At 57.0% G+C, this 3,356-nt stretch carries 2 protein-coding genes; one reads left to right on the top strand and one right to left on the bottom strand.

Annotated features, from left to right (window positions below; translation table 11 throughout):
- Window positions 1-38 precede the first annotated feature (38 nt).
- Window positions 39-2,624 (bottom strand): EAL domain-containing protein, encoded by a 2,586-nt coding sequence (locus RTM06_RS22145; RefSeq protein ID WP_312184725.1) that lies wholly within the window; start codon window positions 2,622-2,624, stop codon window positions 39-41.
- 218 nt (window positions 2,625-2,842) lie between these two features.
- On the opposite strand from RTM06_RS22145, the gene RTM06_RS22140 reads away from it, so the two are divergent.
- A partial coding sequence (locus RTM06_RS22140) for a type II CAAX endopeptidase family protein (RefSeq protein WP_312184724.1) occupies window positions 2,843-3,356 on the top strand: 514 nt, incomplete at its 3' end.

Genomic DNA, 3,356 nt, shown 5'->3' with positions numbered 1-3,356 from the left:
CCGAAATATGTCTTGCCAGATAACTGGCAAGACGGTATCTACGATGTAACTTCTTCCTGCAACCGGGCATTAAACGCCGCCAGCGGCATGGGTCGGCCCAGGAAATATCCCTGCCCTTCCTCGCACGACAGCGCTTTTAGCTCTTTCAGCTGTGCTTCGGTTTCAATCCCTTCTGCGGTAATGGTCAGCGCAAACGCGCGTGCCAGGCCGACTATCCCCGCCACTACCGATTGTGCCTGCTGCGATTCAGGGAACTCCTTCATCCATGAACGATCGATCTTCAGACCGTTGAACGGGAAGGTTTTCAGATAACCCAACGCCGCATAGCCGGTACCAAAATCATCCACCGTCAGCCGCACGCCAAGCGTGCGCAGGCCTTGCATGATCTCCAGTGCACGATCCGGATTTTCAAAAGTGACGTTTTCGGTGATCTCCAGTTCCAGCCGCGTAGCCGGTAATCCACTCACCTCCAGCGCATGCGCCACGCGCTGCACCAGATCGTTATTACGAAACTCCACCGGCGAAATGTTGACGGAAACATAGCGCTGATCGCCCCAGTCGCGGGCGTCTACGCAAGCACGCATCAGCACCCAATCGCTGATCGCCGCAATCAGGCCGTTCTCTTCCGCTAAAGGGATAAAACGATCGGGCGTGATCCACTGATCGTCGGCTATCTGCCAGCGAATCAGCGCTTCCGCGCCGGCCAGTTGTCCACTTTGTAGCTGATAGCGCGGCTGATAATGCAGCGTGAAGGCGTGATTGTGCAGCGCCGCTTCAATTGCCTGCACCATGTCGCGTTTTGACTGCAGATGGTTGGCCATATCGCTGGAGTACCACACCCACCGATCGCGTCCGGCACTGCGCGCCTGAGCCAGCGCAATATCGGCCAGGCGTAACAGCGCTTCCGGATGCGCAGCATCCTGCGGTGCCGAAACGATGCCCATGCTGGCGGTAAGGCTGATCTGATGCGAGCCGCTGATGATCGGTTGATGCACCATGCGCTGCAGCGCACGACAGCGGTATTCTACGCCAGCGCGCGTGCTTTCGCGCAGCAGCAAAATAAAGGCATCGCCGCCGAGCCGGGCCGCCAGTTCATTCGGCGCCAGCAGGCTTTTCAGCCGTTTCGAGATCTCATTCAGCACTTCATCGCCGACCGCATGGCCCCACGTATCGTTGATCGGTTTGAACTGATCGAGATCGAAACTGATAACAAACAGCGGATCATCCTCGCTAACGCTCTCCAGATACGCGGTTAAATACTCCTGCAGCTGCATGCGGTTCGCGAGGCCAGTCAGCATGTCATGACGTGACAGAAACTGAATGCGCGCTTCGGCGTCCACTTCGTGGGTGATATCCGACACCGTGCCGCGAAAACCTGAGCGCAGGCCGTTACGCCGAATGGCTTTCGCCATTAACTGCCCAATGCGGCGCTCGCCGTTGGCCGACATAAACTGGCAGCGCAACGGCACATGCTGCACCTCTTCGCCCTGGCGCATCAGCCAGGAGACCAGCGAATGGCTGGGATGGCTCAGCAGTTGATCGAGCGGACGCCCCATCCAGCTTTTCACTTCATGGCCGGTCACCGCCGCAAAGCGCGAGGAGAGATAGCAGAGACGGCCCTGATCGTCGATTTCCCAAATCCAGTCCGAGGCGGCTTCCGCCAGATCGCGAAAACGCTCTTCGCTGTTGGCTAACTCACGCTGACTGATCGCCAGCATTTCAAAGCGCCGATCGGAGATCACCGCATTGTGCAGCGCATGACGCAGCACGCGACGCGTCACCAGCGCCACCGCCAGCGCGGTGAACAACAGCAGCGGCATCATCAGCCAGATCACGCCGAAACCTGGATTTTTTGGCTGCCAGCGTAACACCAACGGCTCGCCCTGCAGCACCGGCTCAACCAGCCGAGGTTCAAACAGCGCATCGTTTAAATCGCTGGCGATGCGCGGCTCAATCACATTCAGAGATTTGCCCAACGAGAGCAGCTTGTCTGGGGTAAAGATGTTAACGAACACCATCACCGAAGCAGGGCCGGGAATGGTCGGCAAATCCGGCACTTTGCCCGGCGTAATCGGCGCGGCCACCAGAATGGCCGGATGATTCTCCACCTTTGCATTGCGTGCCACGGCATCATGCAGCGTACGTGCCGTGCTCACCAAAAGGTCACTTTGTGCGCCTAACCAGCTTTCTAACGTGACATCGGATAATTTGCCGCGAATTACCGCGTAACGGGTTTTCCCCTTGCCATCCACCACGAACACGCCGTCGTAGTGATACTCCTTGTAGAATCCCGGACCAAAGTTCTCTTCGTCCCACGCCCAGACTTTATTGATTGTCAGATGCAGGTTTTTCCAGCCTTCGCCCCAGTTAGCATAATCGCGCGCATCGACGATCATCTCCTGCTGCTGTTGCTGCCACGCCTGACGCAGCAAATTGGCATCCTGCTGGATGGCGTCGATATTTTGTCGATGGGCGATAACCAGCACCATCACCACAGAGAGAAGCAGCACGCCAAACAGCAGCGAGGACAAGGTGCGCAGGCTGCGCCGCGTTACCCGTACCGTGTGTGCTTCCATGTTGGCCCTGGCGGCCAGTGCCGCGTGCCGGTGAAACTCAGAATTCATGCGCAATGCTCGCGAAATACAGGCAGCAAAAAAGGCGGATGACAACGCAGACTGCGCACATCTCCACCCTGTAAGGGTTTGAAAGGTTATCGGCCCCGAGTGCCGCAGATTTAGTCTTGTTGGTGGAATATTTGAGCAGCGCAAATGTGCAGCACGCCACCTCGACAGCGATGATCGGCGTTGCTACTATGCGCTCTCCTCTGCTCGCTGAGTCGCCTATGGACACCCAATCCGACAAAGTTACGTTGACGCTGTTTTACGTGGGTAGCTTTGTGGTCTATTACCTTGTGACCATGTTGGTTACGCTGTTTCCCAATTACGGGATGCTGCGCACCAACGGCTTGCTGATGCCAGTGCTTTGCCTGGTGGAGTTTGCGGTGATCTATCCGCTGTACCGTTTTTACTGTCAGCGTCGCAGCGATATTCCGCTGGGGTATGTGCGTCCGATGCAGGCGCTGCTGTTTATCGGTTTGCTGTTTGCATTGATGGTGGCGCAGACGCAGTTTCTGCAACCGGAAGGCTGGCTGATTGCGCAATCGCAGCAGGGGCGCAGCTCGATGCTGATTCTGCTGCTCACCGCCGTCTTGCTGGCGCCAGTATTTGAAGAAGTGCTGTTCCGGGGATTTTTACTGCAAGGTTTTCTGCTGTGGGCGCCGAGAAGTCGTTTTGCCTGCATGCTACTCACTTCCCTGCTGTTCGCCGTGATGCACACTCAATATGTGCACTGGGAAA

The sequence above is a fragment of the Pantoea sp. CTOTU46764 genome (assembly GCF_031974595.1).
Taxonomy (GTDB): domain Bacteria; phylum Pseudomonadota; class Gammaproteobacteria; order Enterobacterales; family Enterobacteriaceae; genus Pantoea; species Pantoea trifolii.
This window is presented reverse-complemented; position numbering and strand designations above follow the sequence as displayed.